Source organism: Candidatus Methanoperedens sp. (assembly GCA_027460525.1).
Taxonomy (GTDB): Archaea; Halobacteriota; Methanosarcinia; order Methanosarcinales; family Methanoperedenaceae; genus Methanoperedens.
Map to the genome: position 1 here is coordinate 1 of JAPZAS010000024.1, position 18,954 is coordinate 18,954.

Consider the following 18,954-nt stretch of genomic DNA (forward strand, 5'->3'; position numbering starts at 1 on the left):
CGAATACTGGCATATTTTAGTTCGTTCATGTTATTCCTCCTGCACGGATATTATACGCGCATCTTCCAAACCTGTCTATTTATAGGCAAGCTTAATCTTTAATTAGCAAGTATTAATACTTAAACATTTCGATTAATAGTCAAGTTTTACTTAAAAAAATTAAGTGTGTGAGTAAATAAACACAAAGACAAGAGTAATGTTGGAAAAATACTCAGCAAAACGGGTCGGTTTAGCGCATAAACGGCCTGGTTTATACAAAATTGGTTTTCATGAATATCACCCAGAAAATAGATGCGCGCAGGAGATATTCGATTAAAATATGATATTCCTACGATTGATTCGTTGATTGCAGCAACAGGTCTGGTTGAAAATATCAAGCATATTTTAACCCACCACACCCGACATTTTGAGGTCACCAAAAACCTGATTAAACCAGTGGATCTTAAGACGGTTTTAAAAATGGCTGAATGAAAAGTGCAAATACATTTTGATTATTCATGGGCTCCGAATTCCTATGTTTGGAGAAAGTTCTGGATTCTATCGACTTTCGAGAGCATGAGAGCGAGCGCATGGATGCAGTCACTATCCCCGAATGAATTCGGGAGCATCAGGTTGATGCTCGATGGATTTAATATTTACCAGCTTATCTGCCTTGTATTTTTAACTCAGGCGCAGAAATTGCTACTTAAAAATTATATTTAATGCTAAGTAACATTAATATAATTTTAATAGATGATTCAACCTTCAAGATTTCTTAATTCATCATGGGCACATACGTGAGGAGTATCGTAATAGGTTAAGCTTTTCTTATAACAAGCTATAGCATTAGCTTTATCGCCTCTGAATTGGTAAACTCGTCCTCTTGTATACCAAACATAATATTTTTTATTGTCAGGCAATTTATCAAACAATTTTCCATCTATTTGATCAAGAAGTTTAAGAATCTCATCACCTTTATTTATTGGAGAAAGTTGATCAGCTTTTGCTAAGATAATAACCGGATCAATAGACTGTTTTCCTTCCAATTTCTCTAAGACTTCGCCAACAGCACTTAATACATATGGAGTTGTATTATAATATAGGATCTTCTTTAAAGGTTCAATTGCACGAGCATCACCAAGATGACCAATGCCACGTACAGCACCTAAGCGAATTGTTTCATATTCCCAAATTCTTGTCTGAAAAGTAAGGAAATGAATTAAAATGTTGTAGGCCGAATCGCCCCCAATCCTTCCAATGGCTTCACAAAGCTTTTCAGCAGCAGAAAATGAAGTAGGTGATTGCCCTTTCATTATAATTGTCTCAATTCTAGTGTTAATAAATGGTATTGTTGTTACTCCTAAAGTGATGAGCTTATCTATTTTCTCATCTTGTATTCTTCCATCTTCATGAGTTGGAGGATAATAACGATCGATATCGTCAAGTATTTGTTGAATATTCCCCTTCGATACTTGACCAGATACAGCACCACTTGTACGACCAGTATCAGAAACCAGTTTCTCTTGTTTGATTGGGCTTTGCTTCTCTAACCTAATTGGTATGGAAACTTCTATAGAGTCTTTCTCCTTTTTAGAGAAAAGGTTTCGTAGGAATTTTATCATATGCCACTGTTATATTTATTTGATAGTAAATCTACAATTTTTATATAATCAGGATCTTGACCCAAAGATGTTGAAAAATACTGTACTTTCTTTAATGCGGTTTGTCTATTCATACATTCTGCATTTACATCAGCACCTTTAGATAAGAGAATTTGGACTATTTCAGGTAAAAGTCCAACAGCTGCAAACATCAAAGGTGTTATACCAGTGTCGTTCCTTACATTTATTTTAGCTCCTTGTTGAATAAGATATTTTGCTACTTCAACATTTGTTTTATATAAAGATAGCATTAATGGAGTTTGTTCATTTCTATCTCTTGCTTCAATATTTGCACCTTTTTCAATTAATTTCTGAACTTTATTTAGATTTCCACTTTGAGCTGCCTCTAAAAGTTCAGCATCTAATGATAAATTACTATTATTTTCATTTTTCGATTTATTATCAGTTTTTGATTTTTTCTTCCCAAATAAATCACTTAAGAAGCCCATATTACCACCTCTCACATTATGTTATCAGAATATTTCGGTATTACATTTTTTACTCGCATATTTAAGAGTTTCTAAATCTATTGAATGCTAGTTTTATTTTTTTTGGCTGTATTTTCTTGATGTGCGCCTATTTTTAGTGCCTAAAAAGGTTGTTTTGGATATTTATCGCCTTTGGGAGCATGATACCGAGCGCAGAGGAAAGTCACGGTATACCCCGTACGATGTACGAGGCCTGTATATAGCGTTTTTGGAATATACACGATTATTCCCTGTCATATTTCGTATGTATTATGAGCTGAAATATACTTCTCCACGATATCCAGCCGCTATCGCAGTGCGCCATTAGTCCACATACGTCATCACAAACTCGCAGCAGTCATCCCCTTTTGCAGCACATCTTACCTCTTCTGCGTCTATACCCTTACCTTTCAGCACCTCTACCAGACCTGCATTATAACCCCTTAAAAAATGACAGACTTCAACCTCTGAAATCCCATAACCTCTGGCAATAAACGAGTTCTCAACCTTTACCACAACCTCATTTTCGTTGCTTTCTTCGATATTGAACTTGCCCCACCCAAGCTCTGCATAGAAGTTCTGAACCGCTTCAATGAATTTTTTGTCCTCTAAACCCCATTCTTTACTGAAGCGGTTGATCCACCGCATACCGGATTTCTTACCTGCTTCATAAAAAAGCACGGCTGCACCGTCAATGCCCAGTATCTTTTCAGCATCCTTCTGCAAATTCACAAAGGTTTCAATGCTCACTATGACAGCAGGAACCTCAATAACTGAGAACTCGCCTTTGCTTCTTTTCCAGGAAGCAGTTTCTTTGACATCCTTTAGCATAAGCAATCAAATAATTGTCACATATATCATAAGTCTATCTATGGGCACTCTATCATTTAACTCCCTTATTAATGTTGAGTTGGCAAGATAGATCGGGTTGCAAAACCTTTTAATTTCCCGCTCCAATTAAAATTACGATGAGAAACGCTGAAGTGGCGCAGCTTCTATACAACATAAGCGAGCTTCTGGAAATAAAAGGGGAGATTACATTCAAGATAAGAGCGTATGCAAAAGCTGCCCGCGCCATTGAAGGTTTGACGGAAGACATAGAAAAAATAGCGCAAGAGAAGCGATTGAAAGAAATTCCGGGCGTGGGAGAATCCATTGCCGAAAAAATAGAGGAATATTTGTCCGCAGGAAAACTCGAATTCTATGAAGAGCTAAAAAAACAGGTACCAAAAGAGCTTCATGAGCTTCTAAAAATCCCTGGCATAGGTCCCAAGACATTGCAGTTCCTTCACAGGGAGCTTGGAATAAAAAGCGTGGAAGAACTTGAGAGAGCAGCAAGGGAGCACAGATTGAGGAGGCTTTCGCACTTCGGGGAAACAAAGGAAGAGAATATCATAAAAGCTATTGAAAGATACAGGCAGAGAAGCACGAGGATTCCTCTGGGCACTGCGCTTCCTCTGGTTAAGGAAATAGTAGAGACGCTTCGTAAATCCAAGTTTATAGAAAATATAGAGCCAGCGGGCAGCCTGCGCAGGAGAAAGGAGACCGTTGGCGATATTGACATTCTGGCAACTTCAAAGGATGCGGAGGCAGCCATTGAAGCATTTGTGGGGCTTCCGCATGTGAAAGATATACTTGGAAAAGGCTTGACAAAGGCTACCATTGTTACAAGGGATGCGATACAGGCAGATCTTAGAATCGTGGAGGCTAAATCCTTCGGTACGTCTTTGCAGTACTTCACGGGCTCCAAAGAACATAATATAAAGCTGCGGGATATGGCAAGGCAGAAGGGATTCAAGCTGTCAGAGTATGATCTTGAGGAGATTTCCACGGGCAGGAAGATATACTGCAAAAGCGATGATGAAGTCTATCTCAGGCTTGGGCTTGCGCCAATTCCCCCGGAAATAAGGGAAGATACAGGGGAGATAGAGGCTGCCCTTGAGGGAAGACTGCCCAGACTGGTGGAGCAGAAGGACATATTGGGAGATTTCCATGTGCACACAAACTGGAGCGAGGGGGCAAATACACTTGAGGAGATGGCAGAGGCTGCAAGAAAGCTGGGTTATGAGTATATTGCAGTGACAGACCACTCAAGGGCTGTAGGTCTCACGCGCGGCCTGGATGAGGAAAGGATGCTTGCCCAGATAGATGAAATCCGTAAACTGAACGATAAGCTTTCGGATTTCCATGTGTTCTCAGGTATCGAGGTCGATATAAAAGCCGACGCAAGCCTTGATTTACCGGACAGCGTACTGAAAAAGATCGATGTTGTGGTTGCCGCACTGCATACAGCACAGAGGCAGACAAGAAGGGAAATCACAGGAAGGCTGATAACAGCCATGGAAAACGGGAATGTGGATATAATCGCCCATCCCACAGGCAGGATAATCGGAGAGCGTGAGGCATACGATGTGGATATTGAAGCACTGCTGGATGCTGCAGCCGGTACCAATACGGCTCTTGAGATTAACGCCTACCCGAGCAGGCTGGATTTGAGCGATTCTAATGCAAGAAAGGCGAAAAATAAAGGAGTTATGTTAACGATCGGCACGGATGCCCACAACTCAGGGCATCTTGGATTGATGGAGTTCGGGGTGAATGTGGCAAGGCGCGGCTGGCTTGAGAAAGAGGATGTGATGAATACAAGGAGTGCGAAGGATGTGAGGTTTAAGGATTAACCAATACAAGAAGACAGGAAGGTAAGGGCGAATTTAAGATTAAGCAGAAAAGAAACGAGATTGGCGGACTTATGAACAGCAATCAATATGTATATATGTTTAAAGCGAATATGTATCTGGGGTTAAAACATGCCAAAGGATATGACTTTTGAACTTAACATGGAGGCAATGGGCAAAATGTCTCCCGATGAGATAAAGGCCAAGGTATCAGAACTGACTAAAATGTGTGTATGCGGGAAATGTCCAAGTTATAAGGGCACGGGAGAAACAAGATTATTGTTCTGTGCAACAGGGAAAAGTGCATTAATCCGAAAGGAGAAAGGCTGCATGTGCCCGGCCTGTCCGGTCACAGAGAAATTGGGTCTCAGATGGTTATACTATTGTATGAAGGGATCAGGCAAAGAGCAGGCTGGCCTGTAATTTTCTGTCTCTGATTTCATATGACAGCACATCCAAGCGGTAGAAAATTGGGGATCCATTTGATCCTGCCTCCTGATCCTAAGAAATGTGAGGGAATAAAAGTCCTGGGGATATCTGGTTCTTCCAGACAAAGAGCGGGGATAAGCAAATCAGAAAAAGTCTTATTAAAAGCACTCGATATTGCAAAAGGCTTTGGGGCAGTAACCAATTTCATCCGTTTGCAGGATCTGAAAATCTATTATTGCGAGGGCAATTATTCAACGAATCCTGGTTTTTGCACCTATCCATGCCAGAGTTCGATGAAATATGAAGATGATCAGATGCAAATAGTCTATGATGCCATTCTGGACACAGATGTAATGATCTTGGCTACCCCGATACGATGGAATAATCACTCTGCGCTCATGCAGACATTTATCGAGAGGATGAACTGTATCGAGAACTCGGATGTATGGTTCGGAAATCGATTGATCAATAAGAAAGTGGCCGGATTGGTAATAATCGGCCACGTGGATGGGGTACAGCATGTGGCAGGGAATCTCATGAATTTTCTCAACTGGCTGGGCTTCCATATGCCGCAGGATATGATCGCTTCATGGGTCGGCCCGAATGATGAGGATACAACCAAGGATTGGGAAGAGATCCAGACTAATCCATATACGCAGGAGGATCTTGTAAATATGGTCTATAGTGTTCTCAGGCTTGCGTATAACATAAAAGATAGCGACCAGGGAAATCCCTAAGAGGGTTTAGGGGAATTTTGTCCCAAAGCCCAACAGAACAAAGCGTTTATATATGAACAGGTTACAATTGATGTTCTGTCAGTTAGCTAATTAGTAACTTATAGATTCAGGAATTGACCATCTAATATTACTTTTTTAGGTAGATTGAATAAATTAAACAGAGGAAAAAATTTGTTAGAACAAGATAGAAATTCTCCTGTCTCAGCAGGCGCTGTCCACGATGTTACGATTGATGGCATTGCAAGGGAAGGAGATGGTATAGCACATATACAGGGTTTAGTGATTTTTGTGCCAGGCACGAAGGTCGGAGACCAGGTAACGATAAAGATTGAGCGGGTCATGCGAAAATTTGCAATTGCAGCACTTGCGCAAAAGAACTAGAAGAAATAATCAACGGAGAAATATACATGAATTACGAAAGAAAAGACAACTTCCGCAGTGGCGGCTTCAGACCAAGTGGTCCGAGAGATATGCACATGGGTCCAAGAGAGATGCACAAAGCAACTTGTGCTGACTGTAAACAGGAAACTGAAGTACCCTTCAAGCCATCAGGCGACAGACCTGTATACTGCAGGGAATGCTACCAGAACCATAGACCAAAGAGATATTAAATAACATAAAACGGGCGCTGATAGAACAATATCGCCGCCCACAATCTTTTTTTTATTATTTATCAGTTAGCCAGCGGCTTAAAGATCAAGGCTTTACTCTGGGAACTTATTTTCTCCAGATTCCAAATCTTCACATTTTCAAGATTGCTGCATTACGCTTCCCAACCTTATGTAATGCATATAGTCTATCCCCTGATAAACTCCTCAAGCTGCGCCCGCGCCTCACTGTCGCGCATCTGCTCCGGGGGATGCTTCATGAAATAAGCCGAAGCTGGCAATAGAGGTCCTCCGATTTTCCTATCAAGAGCTATCTTCGCCACGCGTATGGCATCCACCACCACGCCTGCGCTGTTGGGGCTATCCTCTACCGAGAGTTTCAAATCAATATATGCCGGGACATCGCCAAAAAGCCTGAAATCAATCTTGAGGTGGCATATCTTGTTGTCGTTCAGGCAGTCGATGCAGCCGTTGGGGCCTGCATAAACATATGCATCGTATGGTATCTGAGAAGCAATAGACTCTGTTTTTGAAATTTTTTTGGACTTCAGCCTTGACTGGTCGGTCATATTCCTGAAATCCGTATTGCCTCCGATGTTCAACTGGTATGTGCTGTCGATTTTCGCCCCCCTGTCCACAATCATCTGCGTCAGGGCGCGGTGCACAATCGTGGCGCCGACAAGGCTTTTTATATCGTCCCCGATTATAGGGAGTTTTGCTTTTTTGAATTTGTCAGCCCACTGCTTATCTGATGCAATAAATACTGGGATGCAGTTTATGAACGCGCATCCTGCTTCCAGAGCCTGCGAAGCATACCACTTAACCGCCTCATCAGAGCCGACTGGAAGATAATTTATCAGTATGTCGGCTTTTCGGCCCTTCAATACCGATGCCACATCCACAGGTTTCTGTTTTTCATCCACCCTGAAATAATCCTTCATGTGGGGCGCAACGCCATCAAGCACCCTGCCCTTCATCACCTCTACATCCATCTCGGATACGTCTTGGAACTTTTTGGTGCAGTTGGGCTCGGAAAAAATAGCCCTGGATAAATCCGTTCCCACCTTTCTCTTATCAACATCAAATGCAGCCACGGGCTTTATGTCCGGGATGAGATAACCGCCAAGAGAGTTGTGCATCAATCCTGGCACAAGATCATCGGAGTTTTTCACATTCTTATAGTATTCAAGCCCTTGAATCAACGATGAAGCACAATTACCTATACCTGCGATTGCGATGCGAATGTTAGCCATCAGATTTCCTCTTATACCCGCTAAATGATATTCTTTCTCCAACTTAAAAGTTGTTATTTAAGTACTTTTCTGACATATGCAATTCTCTGGAACACTGTAATGAAGGAAAGAACCGCTACCAGTAATATCGCCCAGTTAACCTCGGCAATAAAAGCACCGATAACCATAATGAGCATCCTTACCGCGCGCTCCCCGACACCCACCGATGCATCTGCACCTGCCGCTTCAGCCCTTGCTCTCGTGTAGCTCACCATCAGAGAGCCCACAATCGCAAGCACACCGATAAACCAGTCAGGAAAAGGGGAAAAAGCAGCCAAGCCGCCGTACATTGCGCCGATTATGACAGCGGCATCTGCAAACCTGTCGCTGACCGAATCCAGAAAGCCCCCGAATCGTGTTATCCTGTTGTTTTCGCGGGCAACAAGACCATCAAGAACATCAAAAAAGCCGCCGGCAAGAAGGAAAGCCCCTGCCATGAAAATCTCCCGCTTTGCAAAAAGAATTGCAGAGACAAGACTTAACAGGAGTCCGAAAATAGTTAAGGTGTTTGGATTTATTTCAGTAATGTTTTTTGCCAGGGGTCTTAATGCATTCCTGATAAATTCCCTTATCTCTTCAAGCATTGTTTTTGTATTGTTGTGAAGTATAATCAATATTGCTTTTGTTCATGCTATCGTATTCTTTTTTTAATTTCAACGCATCAGTTTCAAGATTCGGGCTTTCGCTTATGACCATGCCTTTGATATCGAAATCACGAAAAGCCTGCGCAAGCTCCCTGTATTTAAAATCGGATTCATCAAATACAAGATGCCTTTTCTCCCCTTTATCTGAGTATTCTATCCCTGAAACGTGTATATGCATATTGTCAAGCCCTTTGCGCCCCAGTTTATCCTCCACATGAGCAAGAACAGAGGCAAACTCATCGCGGGAATTAAATTTCCCGGTCAGAGCATGCAGGTGCGAAAAATCAATGCACGGCAAAACCCCTTCCACTTCTGTAATCTCAAGCACTTCCTCTAAGGTTCCGAACTGTGACATCCGTCCCATCGTTTCAATGCGTAATACGATAACCACGCTTTCGCTTTTTAATTGCTCCATAATCCCGGCAAGCTCTTTTTTTATTTTTTCGTACACTGCCTCACGGCTACCCTTGCAAAAACCCGCATGGATTACCACGCTTTTCGCCCCGCAAATATCCCCTATCCTTGCCGAGTTCAGGATTCGCTCCCTGCTTTTGATGAGCGTTTCACCCTCTGCATTGAGGTTAATATAATACGGGGCATGCACGCTCAATTTTATATCAAGCTGCGCTGCAACTTCACTCACTCTCAGGGCAGTGCGCTCTCCCATCTTGACGCCCCTGACAAACTCAAGTTCCATGCAGCCAAGACCGAGTTCGTGGACTCGCATAATACCTGACAAACTGTCATTTCCTTTTGAGCTGACTGGTGTGCCTGCCGTTCCGAAAAGTAACTTCATTCAACCCTCTATCGTTGGAGGAGAATAGCCGTACCATGAGCCTTCCTGCTCAAGGTAATACAGCGCATCCTGCAGCGTCTCCTTATGTCCCTCCTCGAAATGCGCGAGTTTCAAGAACAGGTCTTTACTTGATTGAACATCAGTTTTTTGCGCGCTCATGGAATATAATTCGATAGACCGCTTTTCCGTCCTTATTCCAAGCGTCAGGACATCCTTCGTCTCGCCTATGCCCATGGGCTCGAGGGATTCGGGAAAAATACGTCGGGCTTTTTCCCTGTTCTCTTCATCCATTTCACTGATATCAATTGGCTTTCCTGATATTTTTTTGTATTCTTTCTCAAGGAGTTCCCTGTGTTCTCCTTCATCTCTTGCGAGCCCTCTGAAAATAGCCTTTGCTTTCTCTTCCTCGACAAGTTCGCTGAATATCGAATAGTATTCCCTGCCGTAGATCTCAATCCCTATTGCCTCTGTCAGAATGTTAAGAAGTATTTCTTGCTGGTTCATATTACTCACCCATTAGAGGTTATTATCAATATATAATAAAGGTATAGGAAAACCATTTACGTTAGTTAGCCAATAAAATGCCACAATGACTGACCATCCAAAAGTCAAGGACTACATGACCCAGGAAGTGGATACTGTTTCTCCTGAAAATACAGTCAAGGACGTCATAGAACTCATACGGAAGACCGGACACGACGGTTTTCCTGTGGTGGAGGATAGCAGGGTCACGGGTTATGTATCAGCCGCCGGTTTGCTTGAAAAGGGGCTTGATGACAGGATCACCAATGTTATGAGCAGGGATATTCTTGTTGCAGACACAGAGATGGATATGAGCGATGTAGCCCGCGTTATTTTCAGGTCTGGAAAATCAAAATTGCCAGTGGTGGATAAAAGCGGACATCTGCGGGGGATTATCACAAATTCAGACGTCATACGCTCGCATATCGAGAGGACAAGCCCCCAGAAAGTCTGGACGCTCAAGAGAACGCTTGAGGCTATCCATAATATCCATGTGGATGTTGTACGAGAAACAGTCAATATAGACGAGCTTGTGCCCACGCAGCCCAAGGTATATGCAGATGAACTCGACGGGAGGATATACGAACTGAAAAAAGGGCTGGCTGAGCCCATAGTAGTAATAAAAAAACCCAACAGGCTCATTCTCGTAGACGGTCATCACAGGGTTATAGCAGCAAAAAAACTTGGAATAAAAAGTATGGATGCTTATGTCATCCCTCTTGGTGATGAGGTAATCCTCGGGATGGAAAAGACGGCTGCATCAGCCGGGCTTCGCACACTGTCGGATATTAAAATACTTGATTATGCCAAGCATCCCCTCGTGGAGATAACAAAGAGGCTTAAGAAGGATGACGAGAACGGTTTGACGAATGTCTCTCAATAAAACCCCATACATGCGTTTACCCTTCCCGATGGGCTGTTTTCGCGTGCAGGCGCACATTAGCTTTGCGTTCTCCCTCGTAGGGCGGGGGTGCAGTTCTCATGATTTTGCTTTGATGTCTCCGTCTTGGCGCATATAGAATAATTGATCCGTTGATATCGGGAGATGGATTTTTATGAAAGCAGTTTACAATCGGGGCGACATCTATCCTTGATTTTTAAGCTAAACCTTACAAGTTGTACCGATGTTATACTCACAAGCTTTTTTCTCTCTTAATATGCACTGATAAGAATATTTTGATAAAAAGGGGATGGTCTGTATACCATCCATTTACTCCAGCTAATCGACGGATTCGAGATGTGCTACCAATCGGGCAATACGAAGACCGATGAGTTGGGCTCAAACTCCAATACAGTCTGAGAAGCAATTGGAACTTTAAATGAACTATATTGCGTCATGGGAAGACCATGTGCCTTGGTTAAAGCAATTTGAATGATGCCTCCGTGAGTCACGGACACAATGTTCTTACCACAGTGATCTTTCGCGATATCGGTGAGCTCATTCCAGCTCCGGTTCGCCGCCATATTTAAGGATTCACCCTCGAAGTAAATACCTTTGACAAATGAAGGATCTTGCAGGTTGGCCGTATTCGGAACTCCTGAAGGCAAGGCGAAATCCGGATTCGTGGAAAACGAAAAGTTAATATCCGAAGGAACTTGGCTTGGCTTGTAACCTGTGTAGATGCCGTTGCCAATTTCACGCAAATCGTCTTCTACCTTTACGGGGAGCTGATGCGCAGACGCTATCGCTACGGCTGTATCATACGCTCGATCACGCGGGCTGGAGTAGACCACATTAACCGTCTTGTTACGGGTACTATTCGCCAGCATTTGCTCCTGAGCTGTGCCATTCGCATCGAGAGGAAGATTAGCGTTGCCTTGCATAATCCCCAACACATTCCAGGAAGTTTCGGCATGGCGGACGAGAACGATTTTTGTCGGCACAGAACATACAGGCGGCGATACTATTACCTTGCCTGTCATCCCCTGCAGCGGTGCTTTGCCAGATAACGCTATAACTGCCAGTATTATTATTCCAATTACTGCTATGAGAATATACCATCTACCAATTTTATTATTTAACATATCATCACTCCCTTGAATTAGGCTCCCGCTATTATGCATTTTCGAGAAAGCCCCTATAATACTTCATTTCAACAATATATATCCTTTTCGTAGAGCCTCTGCTAACCACAAAAGGAAGAAGGCAACACAACAATATCTATTTTTCACATTTATCCATGAATCATTTGCTTCATGGTCAGTTTCCTATTCGTCAAAGAAAATAAAAAATATCTCTAATTCGGATATTATCGGATACCTTATAAGTAATAAACGTAACTACAACTCACCATACCCATATTAATTACGGGGACTATTGGCGTGCATCTTCGATAGCACTATTTTAATAAACCGCAAGTTTACCCAGGATATCTGTTTTTGAGATAACCCCAACAAGTTCTCCGTTAATTCGAACCATGAGCCTTCCCACCTTTTCTTTATTAAAGACCTTCACCACTTCGTAAAGAGGCATATCGCCCTCAACCGAAATTATATCCTTCGTCATTATATCCTTTATCTTCACGCTGGTTTTACCATCCGCAAGTGTTTTCCCGATATCTGTAAGGGTAACGATGCCCACAATCTTTTCCTTATCCTTTACCGGAGCCCCGTGAATGTTATTCTTGACAAGGATTCTTGAGGCTTCCTGTATCGTTGCCGAAGCCGGGATTGTGATTGGATTTTCTTTCACATAATTTTTAACAGGTTTTTTGGGAAGGGATATCATTTCTTGTATGACGAATAATATTGAATTCTGGGTGTCATCCCTGCCAATCACTTCTCCGCGCATTATCATTTTGTTTACTGGGGTGGGTCCTATCACTATATTATCTCCAACGTCAAATTTCCGTATATCCCCGATAACATGTACAGTAGCGTTGCACAGGTCAGGATGCCTGACCGTGGTAAAACTAATCTCGCTTGCAGTCGCATTCTCCACTATCTCGTCATTTCGCCTTATCGGAACCGTTGTTTCCTTATCCATTTCAGATAAGCTAAGGACTCGATAGGTTGCGCCTGTTGCCTTGTATCCGCCTTTCGGTCCTGGTACTCCCTCAACCAATCCCAGGGCTTTGAGCGATTGCATCTGGTTCCGAACCGTTCCGGGATTCCTACTTATAATCTCTGCAATATCTTCTCCTTTGACTGCCTGTTTCTTAGTCCTGTACAGATTGATAAGAGCAGTTAAAATTTCTTTCTGGATTGGTGTCAGCTCCATATATTCAAAACTCTCCCGATGTCAGTATATAGAAGCGGTGAATATATATATTTATTGATGATGACAATTATAAGCACCTTTCTGCTTAAACTGGAACTCTTGAATAATCAATATTGCCCTATTTCTTTTCCCATTTCTCAAGATACAGCACTTCCGAGAGGGTTTTTCCCCTTTTTATCTCATCCCTTATCCTGCGTTCGTTCTTTTCAACCTCAACTGCTCTTCGTGCAATCTCGTATCCCCGTTCCTTCGGGACAACCACTACACCGTTGTCATCTCCCACTATAAAATCGCCGGGTTTAACGGTCTCTCCTCCGCACTGTATTTCAGCATTGATTTCCCCGAATCCCTTGGGTTCGCCTGCATTTGGCACTACCGAGGTTGCAAAAACAGGGAAGTTAAGGCGCCTGATATCATCCACATCCCTGACCGCGCCGTCGATTACCACGCCTGCAACACCTTTATTGATACAGCTTAAGGTCGCAAGCTCACCCCATGGAGCGATGTGCGGGCTGCCGTTATAGATTACGATAACGTCGCCTTCTCTTGCAATACCAATTGCCTCCACGGTCTTTGCCCAGTCGCCTGGAAATGTCGCAACTGTTACAGCCCTGCCTGCCATCTTTGTTCCAGGGCAGATTTGGTGAATATTTTTCATCGCGCCTTTCCTGTGCATGGCATCAGAGATATTGGGTGTGGAAACCCGTTTCAGTAATTCGATGGTTTTCTCGTCGATTGATTTCTCAGCTTCTTCCAGGATGGAAGGGCTGTCTATACTTTCACGGATAGCCCGCGCCGAGGCTGTGACGTTGGATGTTCGAACGATATTGCCGCCGACGATGACTATACCTGCCCCTGAAAGAACCGCATCCGCCGCCCTCTGTGCATCAAGACCGCCTGCGACTGCGATAGGCACGTTGAGCTTGAGTTTTTTCAGGATTCCGATAGGCTCTTCGCCCATCATCTGCTGGTCAATACCCACGTGTATATTGATGTAATCAATCCCAAGCTCTGCCAGTTCTTTTGCTCTTTCTGCCTGGTTGTCTGTAGAAATCAGGTCTGCCATGAGTTTCACGCCGTATTTGCGGGCTGCCCGTATTGCGTCCTGGATAGTGGAATTGTCCGCGCTGCCAAGCACGATGATTATATCTGCACCTGCTTTGGCTGCCATCTCGACCTCCATGGCGCCGGTATCCATTGTTTTCATGTCCGCAAGAATGACATGCTCAGGGAATGCCTTTTTAAGTTTTCTTACCGCATCCATGCCCTCGCTCTTGATCAGCGGTGTGCCGGCTTCGATCCAGTCCACCCCTCCCTCAACTGCCTCTTTTGCAATCTGGATGGCACGTTCGGTCTCCAGAACATCGAGAGCCACTTGCAGTATGGGTTTTATAACATCACCATTGAATAAATTAGCGTGTATGATTAAAGCTTTAATGGTATGGGTATCATGAAAAGATAAACATAATATACTCTAAAATCAATACTGTTTTGATATGCTGGATAAAGATATTGATTATGATACAATAATTTTAGATGGTCTCAGTAGGTTGTGGTTAAGAGAGCAGGAATATTGGTGTCCTGATGCCGAACTCTTAGATTCAGAAGATATTGAAAATTACCGTGGTTTTGGAATAATGAAACTTGTATCTAAGGGTAAGCGGGAAGATGCTTTAATAATTTTCCTCATAGGAAGTGCTTTCGACAACTATAATGCTGCTTTTAAAATCTATGATGATGGTTGGACATGGGAAAGATTTTTAAAATCTCCTAAAGAAGATTTTCTAAAGTATTTGGAAAATATTAATTTTAAGGGGATGCGTCGTATTAGAATGCCAAAACCGAATTTGGCGGAACTATTGTATAGCTACATAGATTTTGTAGGAACATCTCAGATAAACTATTTCAATAATATCTTAAAACAAGAAAAGAACTACTTTAAGGCATATGACAGAATTTTTGATGAATTAAGCAATAATGTGAAGTTTTTAAAGGGTAAGTTTATTTTGCCGATATTTCTTGATAAAATGTGGCAATTTTATTTATTTCCAATAATTCCTACAGAGAAAGTAGCTGCTGCTAGTAAATTGCCTGATATTGGAATAAAACTTGCTTTAGGAGTTGATGTAGGAAACAATGAACAATTAGCATACAATCTGATAAAAGAAGTGGCTGAAAAGGGACGTTGCCTACCAATTATTGCACGATGGGGGCTTGAATATTATGGAGATAAATTCAGAACAGATAAAGAATTGACATTTGAAGATATTGAAAAAAGGGCGCCTAAAAAATTGTTAAAAGGAGAGGAACCATTAAATTACTTTGAGGAACAAGTCATAAGAGGTTTCAAAGCTCCAATCACAGAGCATAGTTTATACTGGAATTTGCATGTAGGAAAGTATGCTTTTACAAATGATCAGACTCTGAATAATTCGCTTAAAGAGTTGTATACGCTCATAATGAGGTTGGTATGCGAGCAGGATAGGGAAAATGCTACATTTTTAATCCTTTTACATATTGTATCAAATTTCGATCCTATTCTTCCTAAAAAAATGCTTGATGATGGTTGGAATTGGAACAAGTTCTTTGCATCAAAAGATGATGAATTTAAACGATATTTATCAGATAATGGTCGTTCAGAAATTTCAGACAAGATTTTGAATTATAAAAAATGTGTTGGTAGTAGTCAGGAGAGGTATTTTGTTAATATAATCTCTGAAGAAGAAAATTATTTCAAAGCATATGATAGAATTTTCAAGGAGTTTGGTAGATTCTTAGAAACCGATTTTCTAGTTCCTGCTTTCCTAGATGCTCTTGGTCAATTCAAAGTTTATCCGATATTGCCTACTGAAAAAGTTCCTATAAATAAGATCGCTTTAAATAATATTACACTTCAATTTCCAGATGAGCAAATTCAAAATTCTGATGATGTTAGAATACAAATATTGGATAATTTAGATTCTGCATATCCAGAATATCTTTTAAACTATCTTTTGAATGAAGGAAAAATTGAAATTGAAGAAGGACCACCGATAGAAATTGATGAATCAGTTTTAGAAAGTGAGAATGCAGATATTGCGGAAGAAGATAGAAGATTTTTATTACCTATCGAAATATCACGCGGTATTTGTTTTGGAGAGCAAAAATATTTCAAATCAAATAAGCCTGATAAGCAATCTAAAGATTCAACCTATACAGCAAAACAAGAACTTCTAGAAATTGAGCATGCGCCTTTATCTAAAGCCACCAAGATGATGAAGGTTGACCCTTACGAAAAACATGTTGAAGATGTTTTAGCCGATAAACCCTTCTTGTTGGAAGATGGTATGGAATTTATTGATAGGCAGTATTCCACTTCTAATGGCATAATAGATTTGATTCTTCGTGACAAAGAGAGTAAATTAATATTAGTAGAAATCAAAAGGGGTATGGCAAATGATGAGACTTTAACTCAATTGCTCAGTTACATGGATGTTATAGATAATTATTTTGATGCAAAAGAAGTTCGTGGTATGATTGTTTGTGAACAATACGGTCCGAGATTGAAAAACGCTGTTAATTTATTGGTAAAAAAAGGACACGACATTAAATTAGTGGAATATAAATCTGAGATTGGGTTCAAAGCGAGTTAGTTAATTGGTTACGATAAAAAGAATCCCTTGTGGATAATTAGACAAACCAGGAGAATTATTATAATCTCTATTGAAAGGCTTTCAAAGGCATTTGGCACCAATGTTGTGCTTCGAAATATTGATCTGCGGATAGAAAGAGGAGAATTCCTGACCGTATTCGGTCCAAACGGGGCTGGGAAAACCACCCTCATAAAAATAATGTCCACCCTGGTAAGTCCGACTTCAGGTAAGGTTATTATTGACGGCATGGATATCAAGGAGAACCCGATTGAAATCAGGAAAAAAATCGGGGTAATCTCGCATGAAACCTACCTTTACCATGAATTAACGGCTGCTGAAAACCTGCGGTTCTTTGGAAGGATGTACGGCGTATCGGATATCGAAAATCGGATAGACGAATTGATTAAACAGGTGGGCTTGACCTACAGGAAAAACGACCGCGTTCGGACTTTCTCGCGTGGAATGAAACAGCGCCTTTCAATCGCAAGAGCCTTGATCCACGACCCGCCCATACTGTTACTCGACGAACCCTATACAGGTTTGGACCAGCATGCCAGTGCTACGTTTGACAGGATTCTCGGAGGCATGAATGCGCACGACAAGACCCGTGTTCTTATTTCCCATGATATAGAACGGGGCATTGCCATGTGCGACCGCGCAATCATCCTCACCGACGGACATATAGCGCATGAAATGAGCCAGAGCGAGATTCGAGATCTTCTCCAGTGCAGGGCGATTTACGAAAAATACGTTGAAGGTGGAACATGAAGTTCCTGGAGATAGCGCGCAAGGACTTAAAAGCCGAGTTCCGAACAAAGCAGATGCTTAATTCCATGATGATATTTGCCCTTCTCGTGATTGTTATCTTCAGTTTTGCGTTCGGAAATGAAGCCTCGATATTCATTCAGGGTATTAATAAGAAGGTAGTAGATTTACTGGCGCCAGGGATGCTCTGGATTGCGTTTACCTTTGCCGGAATGCTCGGGCTTTCAAGGTCGTTTGCAGGAGAAAAGGAAGAAGGATGCCTTGAAGGCTTGAAATTGTGTCCAGCCGACAGGAGCGAGATATATAACGGTAAAGTATTATCCAATGCTTTTTTGATGTTCCTTATGGAGATTGTCACAATACCGGTTTTTGTTGTGCTTTTCAGTTATGACATTTCAAACATTCCCGGTCTGGTGATTGTTGTTATACTCGGAACTTTGGGATTTATTTTCGTGGGCACGCTTCTCTCAGCCCTGACAGTTAATACAAGAACGAGGGAAATCCTGCTACCTGTGATTTTATTTCCTGTTCTCCTTCCAGTCATAATCTCGGCTGTTAATGCAACAGGGAAAATGCTGGTATCTGCCCCAATCTCCGAAATAGCAAGCGAACTTCAGATACTTGCTGTTTATGATATTGTTTTTTTTATCACCGCACAGCTTGTATTTGAATATACTATTGAGGATTGAACCAAAAGATAAACTTATTATTCATGCAGATATAACAGGAAATAATATGCTAAAGAAACTGCTTTTTATCATAACCACAGCAATGGTACTTGTCTCTTCATATCTGGTATTTACTTCCCCAATTCCGATCAGGATTGAGAATGCGGCTGGTGATCCAATCAACTTTAAAATATTCTATTTCCATGTGCCGATAGCAATTACAGCTTATATTGCTTTTACAATTGTCTTTATTTCCGGATTGGTATATCTAAAAAGCAAAAATCAGAAATGGGATATTATCGGACTATCAGCCGCAGAGGTCGGTGTGGTCTTTGCTGCCTTAACATTATTAACTGGTTCTCTCTGGGGTAAATCTGCATGGCAAGTATATTGGAATCCTGCTGATGCAAGGTTAAATACCTATATGATATTATTTCTAACTTATCTGGCTTATTTGATGGTAAGGAGCTCTATAGATGAACCGGAAAAGAGAGCCAGGCTCTCAGCTGTGTTTAGCATCATCGGTTATATTACAGTACCCCTTAGTTACTTTTCAATAATTATCATGTATAGGATTTCATCAGTATTACAAACCCACCCAAATCCCGCGGCAGTATCCATTGGTGGAAAGGATATTCTTGTAACATTATTTGCTAATATGATTGCATACATACTATTATGCATCTCATTAATTCTATTGCGAGTAAATGCAGAGACTCTTCGAGAAGATATAGCAAAAATTAAGATGGATCGTAATTTATGATAATGACGATTGATCGATGTTATTGTAAATATATTATTTTCAAATAATAAAAATCGACAACGAGCAGTTGAAAGAAAAACTAAATGAAGTAAAAAG

Annotated in this window: 21 protein-coding genes; 11 read left to right on the forward strand and 10 right to left on the reverse strand. The window is 41.6% G+C overall.

Going from position 1 to position 18,954, the window contains the following annotated elements:
- Nucleotides 1-291: 291 nt before the first annotated feature.
- Nucleotides 292-471 (forward strand): hypothetical protein, encoded by a 180-nt coding sequence (locus tag O8C68_08325; protein MCZ7395808.1) that lies wholly within the window; start codon nt 292-294, stop codon nt 469-471.
- A gap of 266 nt (nt 472-737) precedes the next feature.
- Here O8C68_08325 and O8C68_08330 read toward each other — a convergent pair whose 3' ends face one another.
- The 3 genes from O8C68_08330 to O8C68_08340 all read right to left on the reverse strand — a co-directional run bounded on the left by O8C68_08330 (nt 738) and on the right by O8C68_08340 (nt 2,938).
- The gene (locus O8C68_08330) at nt 738-1,601 is read right to left on the reverse strand and encodes a hypothetical protein (protein ID MCZ7395809.1); all 864 of its coding nucleotides are present in this window, start codon (nt 1,599-1,601) and stop codon (nt 738-740) included.
- Complete coding sequence (locus O8C68_08335) at nt 1,598-2,089, reverse strand: ankyrin repeat domain-containing protein (GenBank protein MCZ7395810.1); 492 nt, start codon at nt 2,087-2,089, stop codon at nt 1,598-1,600. The genes O8C68_08330 and O8C68_08335 overlap by 4 nt, the downstream gene beginning before the upstream one ends.
- 342 nt (nt 2,090-2,431) lie before the next feature.
- Nucleotides 2,432-2,938, reverse strand: a complete 507-nt coding sequence (locus tag O8C68_08340; GenBank protein MCZ7395811.1) for a DUF5943 domain-containing protein — start codon at nt 2,936-2,938, stop codon at nt 2,432-2,434.
- A 137-nt stretch (nt 2,939-3,075) separates the two neighbouring features.
- Here O8C68_08340 and polX point away from each other — a divergent pair, with 137 nt between their 5' ends.
- The 5 genes from polX to O8C68_08365 all read left to right on the forward strand — a co-directional run bounded on the left by polX (nt 3,076) and on the right by O8C68_08365 (nt 6,559).
- Nucleotides 3,076-4,785 (forward strand): DNA polymerase/3'-5' exonuclease PolX, encoded by a 1,710-nt coding sequence (gene polX / locus O8C68_08345; GenBank protein MCZ7395812.1) that lies wholly within the window; start codon nt 3,076-3,078, stop codon nt 4,783-4,785.
- A 129-nt stretch (nt 4,786-4,914) separates the two neighbouring features.
- Nucleotides 4,915-5,205 (forward strand): DUF2769 domain-containing protein, encoded by a 291-nt coding sequence (locus tag O8C68_08350; GenBank protein ID MCZ7395813.1) that lies wholly within the window; start codon nt 4,915-4,917, stop codon nt 5,203-5,205.
- A gap of 59 nt (nt 5,206-5,264) precedes the next feature.
- Nucleotides 5,265-5,948: a flavodoxin family protein gene (locus O8C68_08355; GenBank protein MCZ7395814.1), complete on the forward strand. Its 684-nt coding sequence runs from the start codon at nt 5,265-5,267 to the stop codon at nt 5,946-5,948.
- 171 nt (nt 5,949-6,119) lie between these two features.
- On the forward strand, nt 6,120-6,329 hold the full coding sequence (locus tag O8C68_08360; GenBank protein ID MCZ7395815.1) for a TRAM domain-containing protein: 210 nt from the start codon (nt 6,120-6,122) through the stop codon (nt 6,327-6,329).
- Nucleotides 6,330-6,418: 89 nt separating this feature from the next.
- A complete protein-coding gene (locus tag O8C68_08365) occupies nt 6,419-6,559 on the forward strand; it encodes a hypothetical protein (protein MCZ7395816.1) in 141 nt (46 codons plus the stop codon).
- Between the two features lie 185 nt (nt 6,560-6,744).
- Here the strand turns inward: O8C68_08365 and O8C68_08370 are convergent, their stop codons facing one another.
- Genes O8C68_08370 through O8C68_08385 form a run of 4 tightly spaced genes read right to left on the reverse strand, consistent with a single transcriptional unit; the run spans nt 6,745 to nt 9,792 of the window.
- Nucleotides 6,745-7,809, reverse strand: coding sequence for an inositol-3-phosphate synthase (locus tag O8C68_08370; protein MCZ7395817.1), 1,065 nt, complete (start codon nt 7,807-7,809; stop codon nt 6,745-6,747).
- A 53-nt stretch (nt 7,810-7,862) separates the two neighbouring features.
- A complete protein-coding gene (locus O8C68_08375) occupies nt 7,863-8,432 on the reverse strand; it encodes a CDP-alcohol phosphatidyltransferase family protein (GenBank protein ID MCZ7395818.1) in 570 nt (189 codons plus the stop codon).
- Nucleotides 8,425-9,288: a TIM barrel protein gene (locus O8C68_08380; protein ID MCZ7395819.1), complete on the reverse strand. Its 864-nt coding sequence runs from the start codon at nt 9,286-9,288 to the stop codon at nt 8,425-8,427. Before O8C68_08380 ends, O8C68_08375 begins: the two co-directional genes overlap by 8 nt.
- Entirely contained in the window at nt 9,289-9,792 is a 504-nt protein-coding gene (locus O8C68_08385) for a ferritin family protein (GenBank protein MCZ7395820.1), read from the reverse strand.
- A gap of 85 nt (nt 9,793-9,877) precedes the next feature.
- Here O8C68_08385 and O8C68_08390 point away from each other — a divergent pair, with 85 nt between their 5' ends.
- Nucleotides 9,878-10,693, forward strand: a complete 816-nt coding sequence (locus O8C68_08390; protein MCZ7395821.1) for a CBS domain-containing protein — start codon at nt 9,878-9,880, stop codon at nt 10,691-10,693.
- A gap of 359 nt (nt 10,694-11,052) precedes the next feature.
- Here O8C68_08390 and O8C68_08395 read toward each other — a convergent pair whose 3' ends face one another.
- From O8C68_08395 to O8C68_08405, 3 genes are all read right to left on the reverse strand, one after another.
- Complete coding sequence (locus O8C68_08395; GenBank protein ID MCZ7395822.1) at nt 11,053-11,835, reverse strand: histidine phosphatase family protein; 783 nt, start codon at nt 11,833-11,835, stop codon at nt 11,053-11,055.
- Between the two features lie 319 nt (nt 11,836-12,154).
- Nucleotides 12,155-13,030 (reverse strand): CBS domain-containing protein, encoded by an 876-nt coding sequence (locus O8C68_08400; GenBank protein MCZ7395823.1) that lies wholly within the window; start codon nt 13,028-13,030, stop codon nt 12,155-12,157.
- A 118-nt stretch (nt 13,031-13,148) separates the two neighbouring features.
- Nucleotides 13,149-14,423 carry a bifunctional hexulose-6-phosphate synthase/ribonuclease regulator gene (locus O8C68_08405; GenBank protein ID MCZ7395824.1) on the reverse strand — a complete coding sequence of 425 codons (1,275 nt, stop codon included), beginning with the start codon at nt 14,421-14,423 and terminating at the stop codon, nt 13,149-13,151.
- A 103-nt stretch (nt 14,424-14,526) separates the two neighbouring features.
- On the opposite strand from O8C68_08405, the gene O8C68_08410 reads away from it, so the two are divergent.
- From O8C68_08410 to O8C68_08425, 4 genes are read left to right on the forward strand one after another with little or no spacing between them, the layout of a single operon-like run.
- Entirely contained in the window at nt 14,527-16,662 is a 2,136-nt protein-coding gene (locus O8C68_08410; protein MCZ7395825.1) for an endonuclease NucS, read from the forward strand.
- A gap of 27 nt (nt 16,663-16,689) precedes the next feature.
- Nucleotides 16,690-17,430: a heme ABC exporter ATP-binding protein CcmA gene (ccmA, locus tag O8C68_08415; GenBank protein ID MCZ7395826.1), complete on the forward strand. Its 741-nt coding sequence runs from the start codon at nt 16,690-16,692 to the stop codon at nt 17,428-17,430.
- Entirely contained in the window at nt 17,427-18,116 is a 690-nt protein-coding gene (locus tag O8C68_08420; GenBank protein MCZ7395827.1) for a heme exporter protein CcmB, read from the forward strand. Before ccmA ends, O8C68_08420 begins: the two co-directional genes overlap by 4 nt.
- Complete coding sequence (locus O8C68_08425) at nt 18,106-18,858, forward strand: cytochrome c biogenesis protein (GenBank protein ID MCZ7395828.1); 753 nt, start codon at nt 18,106-18,108, stop codon at nt 18,856-18,858. Before O8C68_08420 ends, O8C68_08425 begins: the two co-directional genes overlap by 11 nt.
- Nucleotides 18,859-18,954 lie beyond the last annotated feature (96 nt).

Excerpts from the sequence above, each read along its gene's own strand:
- O8C68_08340 (MCZ7395811.1), bottom strand. The coding sequence starts at position 2,938 with ATGCTAAAGGATGTCAAAGAAACTGCTTCCTGGAAAAGAAGCAAAGGC.
- O8C68_08400 (MCZ7395823.1), bottom strand. The coding sequence starts at position 13,030 with ATGGAGCTGACACCAATCCAGAAAGAAATTTTAACTGCTCTTATCAAT.
- O8C68_08385 (MCZ7395820.1), bottom strand. The coding sequence starts at position 9,792 with ATGAACCAGCAAGAAATACTTCTTAACATTCTGACAGAGGCAATAGGG.
- O8C68_08335 (MCZ7395810.1), bottom strand. The coding sequence starts at position 2,089 with ATGGGCTTCTTAAGTGATTTATTTGGGAAGAAAAAATCAAAAACTGAT.
- O8C68_08325 (MCZ7395808.1), top strand. The coding sequence starts at position 292 with ATGCGCGCAGGAGATATTCGATTAAAATATGATATTCCTACGATTGAT.
- O8C68_08330 (MCZ7395809.1), bottom strand. The coding sequence starts at position 1,601 with ATGATAAAATTCCTACGAAACCTTTTCTCTAAAAAGGAGAAAGACTCT.
- O8C68_08380 (MCZ7395819.1), bottom strand. The coding sequence starts at position 9,288 with ATGAAGTTACTTTTCGGAACGGCAGGCACACCAGTCAGCTCAAAAGGA.
- O8C68_08395 (MCZ7395822.1), bottom strand. The coding sequence starts at position 11,835 with ATGTTAAATAATAAAATTGGTAGATGGTATATTCTCATAGCAGTAATT.
- O8C68_08410 (MCZ7395825.1), top strand. The coding sequence starts at position 14,527 with ATGCTGGATAAAGATATTGATTATGATACAATAATTTTAGATGGTCTC.
- polX (MCZ7395812.1), top strand. The coding sequence starts at position 3,076 with ATGAGAAACGCTGAAGTGGCGCAGCTTCTATACAACATAAGCGAGCTT.
- O8C68_08420 (MCZ7395827.1), top strand. The coding sequence starts at position 17,427 with ATGAAGTTCCTGGAGATAGCGCGCAAGGACTTAAAAGCCGAGTTCCGA.
- O8C68_08365 (MCZ7395816.1), top strand. The coding sequence starts at position 6,419 with ATGCACATGGGTCCAAGAGAGATGCACAAAGCAACTTGTGCTGACTGT.
- O8C68_08370 (MCZ7395817.1), bottom strand. The coding sequence starts at position 7,809 with ATGGCTAACATTCGCATCGCAATCGCAGGTATAGGTAATTGTGCTTCA.
- O8C68_08375 (MCZ7395818.1), bottom strand. The coding sequence starts at position 8,432 with ATGCTTGAAGAGATAAGGGAATTTATCAGGAATGCATTAAGACCCCTG.
- O8C68_08350 (MCZ7395813.1), top strand. The coding sequence starts at position 4,915 with ATGCCAAAGGATATGACTTTTGAACTTAACATGGAGGCAATGGGCAAA.
- O8C68_08390 (MCZ7395821.1), top strand. The coding sequence starts at position 9,878 with ATGACTGACCATCCAAAAGTCAAGGACTACATGACCCAGGAAGTGGAT.